Annotated in this window: 4 protein-coding genes; 1 reads left to right on the top strand and 3 read right to left on the bottom strand. The window is 58.5% G+C overall.

Going from position 1 to position 3,459, the window contains the following annotated elements; all coding sequences use genetic code 11:
- Nucleotides 1-88: 88 nt before the first annotated feature.
- Genes O4H53_RS26835 through O4H53_RS26825 form a run of 3 tightly spaced genes read right to left on the bottom strand, consistent with a single transcriptional unit; the run spans nucleotide 89 to nucleotide 3,272 of the window.
- Entirely contained in the window at nucleotides 89-1,087 is a 999-nt protein-coding gene (locus O4H53_RS26835) for a tyrosine-type recombinase/integrase (RefSeq protein WP_102856250.1), read from the bottom strand.
- Nucleotides 1,084-2,028 (bottom strand): tyrosine-type recombinase/integrase, encoded by a 945-nt coding sequence (locus O4H53_RS26830; protein WP_058123597.1) that lies wholly within the window; start codon nucleotides 2,026-2,028, stop codon nucleotides 1,084-1,086. The genes O4H53_RS26835 and O4H53_RS26830 overlap by 4 nt, the downstream gene beginning before the upstream one ends.
- Nucleotides 2,025-3,272, bottom strand: coding sequence for a tyrosine-type recombinase/integrase (locus tag O4H53_RS26825; RefSeq protein ID WP_199484383.1), 1,248 nt, complete (start codon nucleotides 3,270-3,272; stop codon nucleotides 2,025-2,027). Before O4H53_RS26825 ends, O4H53_RS26830 begins: the two co-directional genes overlap by 4 nt.
- Here O4H53_RS26825 and O4H53_RS26820 point away from each other — a divergent pair.
- A partial coding sequence (locus O4H53_RS26820; protein ID WP_269368034.1) for a hypothetical protein occupies nucleotides 3,271-3,459 on the top strand: 189 nt, incomplete at its 3' end. The genes O4H53_RS26825 and O4H53_RS26820 overlap by 2 nt on opposite strands.

Genomic DNA, 3,459 nt, shown 5'->3' with positions numbered 1-3,459 from the left:
GCCCATAATGCCGCGCTCCGGTTTATGCCGCGCCGACCCTTACAACCTGTTGCGTTGCGGTTAGATCGGCGCAGCATATCGGCATAATTCAGAGCGCTTCGAGGAATGCCAGGAGTTCGTCACCCGGTCGATATCGTCCACCCGTCTGGTCAACCGGCTTTGTCAGAGCCATCGCCTTTTCTTTCAGTTCGATATCGGCGTGGATGTAGACCTGTGTCGTCTCAATCGATTCATGGCCCAGCCAAAGGGCGATAATCGTTCGGTCCACACCGCTCTGTAGAAGCTGCATTGCAGCGGTGTGGCGCAAGACATGGGGTGTGACGCGCTTCAGTCTGAACGTCGAGCTGGTCGAGGCGGCGGTTGCCGCATGTTTCCGAACAATTCGCTCAACCGCATCTCTGCTGAGCGGCCTGCCACGGATGGTTGCGAACAGGGGATCGCTGGGCTCAGTCCGGCACTGCGCAAGCCATGCCTTCAATGCAAACCGACTGTCTGTCCGAAGCGGCGTTGCGCGTTCTTTTCGACCCTTGCCCACGCATCTGAGGTGCGCTCCGGTGCCAAGCTCGACATCGCCAACGCGAAGGCCGATCACCTCCGATACACGCAAGCCGGTTTGGAGCATTGTGAGAAGCAGAACGCGGTCGCGCCGCCCAAACCAGGTCGTCTGGTCAGGTGCCTTCAGCAAGGCCTCCATCTCGTCACGGGTCAGGAAGTCCACGACGCGTTTTTCGTGCCGCTTGGACGGCATCGCCAGCACCTTCTGGCAATGGTGCAGGAGCTGGGGCTCACAGCCCGCGACGTATTTGAAGAACGAGCGAATGGCCGCGAGGCGAGTGTTCCGGCTTCGCGCGCTGTTACCTCGTTCCTCCTCGCAGAAGGTCAGGAACCGACCGATGATGTCGGCGTCAATGTGAGCCACATGTAGCTCAGTCGGCGGCAGCCTTGTCTGCGCCTCGGCGTATCTCAGCAAGAGCCGGAAGGTGTCGCGATAGCTGGCAATCGTGTTTGGACTGGCCTGCATCTGGGTCAACAGCCGCTCGGTGAAGAACCGCTGCACATAGACGGGCAATGGATAGGTTGCGATCATGATGCGTCCTCCAAAACCCGCCGTTCGGCCCGCGCCGCGGCTAACTGCATCAGCTCGGGCACGGCCTCGATGTACCAGAACGTGTGCTTGGGCTCGGAATGGCCGAGATAGGTGCTGAGCTTGTACATTTCAGTTTCGATGTCCCGGCCATCCCGGAACCAGTCCAGGATGGTGTGAACGGCAAATGTGTGCCGCAAATCATGGATGCGTGGCCCATGTCCGTGGCGGTTGAAGGCTTGTGGTGACCGAAGGCCGATGTTTCTGCTGACCTGCGCGAAGTTGTAGCGTGCCCCGCAATCTCCCGCCGGTTCGCCATCCTCTTTGATGAAGAACCGGGATGATTGCTGCGGAACCAGACGATCCCGCAGCTCGGCATATCGAACAAGCCAATGAGCGGTATCCTCGTTGACGGGAAGCTGTCGATCCTTGCCATTCTTGGTGTTTCTGAGCGTTAGGATAGCGCGTTCCAGATCGACGTCATGCTGATCCAAAGACAAAGCTTCGTTCACGCGCATCCCCGTCACCGCGATCAAGCCGAACAGGGTCTGCCACAATGCGGCACGGAGGCCATAAGGTGACGGCAGTCGACCGGCTTCAACGACAAGATCCGCGATCTGACTGGGCGCATAGATGTAGGGGACACGCCTTCGGTATCGGCCTGTGACAAGCTGGCTGGACGGGACCTCGGTCCGATTGTCGTGCTCCGCAAGCCAAAAGGCGAACCGGCGCACCATACCAAGGCGATGAGACCAAGTGTTGTTGTCCGCGCTGCCGTAGTTTGCCTTCCAATCGAGGAACAAGGGCGTCGAGATCCGATTGAACCCGTTTTCACCGGCATAAGTCGTGAACTTGCGCAGGACCCGTTCCTCAAAGGAGAGGTCAAACCCCATCGAACGCCGAAGGGCCAGATATTCATCAAGTCGTTGGGACAGCGTCTTCATTGGGCGTCTCCCGAAGTTGGCCAGGGGCGCGAGATCGAGCGCAGGGCAGCCACATCGTATTGCGCATAGATGGTTGTGGTCATTGCAGATCGGTGACGCAGCACGTCCCCGATCTCAGCAAGCGAAGCACCCTTTCGCAGCATGTCGGTGGCCAGGCTGTGCCGCAGAATGTGGGTGCCTATATAGGCTTGTGGCGGGCTAATGCCGGTCGCGTCATAGGCGTCTCGCAATATCCATCGCAGGATTTGCGCGTCCTTGAACCTCTTGAAGGGCGGTTTCACCGACACGAACAGCGCGCGGTCCGGGCCCCGGCGCTCATTCTTGATGTAATCGACAATCGCCTCACCAACCTCCGCCGACATCGGCATCCGATCGTGCAACTGCCTCTTGCCGCGGATCAGGATTTCTCCAGCGCGCCAGTCGATGTCATCCAGTTCGATCGCTGTCACTTCCGGCGCACGAAGACCGAGACGGGCGATCAGCATCAGCATTGCATAGTTGCGCCGACCCGTTTTCTGGTGGTCGCGCACCACCTCAATGAGCCGGTTGACCTGTTCCGGCTCCAGATACCTCGGGATGCCGGTCGGTTTGGGCTGCCTGGCTTTCGGCACAGCATTGCTCAAGTTGCGCTCAGTCTTTCCGCTCCAGAACAGGAACTGGAAGAGGTTGCGAAGATGCGATGGGCCTGTCTTGTCCCGCGGCGCGTTTTGTTCCTTGCGCAACCAAAGTATGAACCCAGTGATGTCGTCTGGCTTGATGGTGTTCAAGTCACCCAGGCCAGAGCCGAACTTCGCAGTCAGGAACCGATCAAAGAACCGTAGGCAGTGATAAATTGTGTCCTCAGACAAGCCGCGCTGACTGCGAAGATAGGTTTCGTATTCCCGTTTCAGGCAGGCCCTCGGTGACATGTCGAGCGGCGGTTCTGAGCGCGGCGGTGCGCCTGCATTTTCAATGAGATAATCCCTGAACCGATTGATGCGGTACCGACAGTGCTTTTGGTCTCTCGCAGAAGCCGCACTGATGATCGACGTCGCCAGATGGTCCACACGATCATCGGTCAGCTCAGTGGGACAGACGTCTGCCTCCAGCATCGCCGCCCAAAGCGCCTCGGCTGTGGTTCTGTAATTGGCGATGGAACGGAGGCCGTATCCCTCCGCCTCGATCTGTAGGGCAAAGCGATCGGCATGGCTGCCAGCTTTCAGTTTCCGCCTCGTCGTTTGATCTGGGTGCGTATCGTTTTCCATGAGTGTTTCCTTCTTTTGGTTGAAGGTTGCACCTATGGCAAATCGCCGGCCCCAATTGCGCAGTTCGCCACGCTCACATGGCGGTTCTGAACTACAGTCTTATGCAGCCGGAAAACGACAAAAACCGCAGGAAACAAGACTTCGCCTGAACAAGCGCGGCATAAACCGGAGCGCGGCATTATGGGCC

Source organism: Sulfitobacter sp. G21635-S1, from assembly GCF_027213915.1.
Taxonomy (GTDB): Bacteria; Pseudomonadota; Alphaproteobacteria; order Rhodobacterales; family Rhodobacteraceae; genus Sulfitobacter.
Note: the sequence above shows the minus strand (reverse complement) of the source record. Positions and strands in the feature narration are given on the sequence as shown.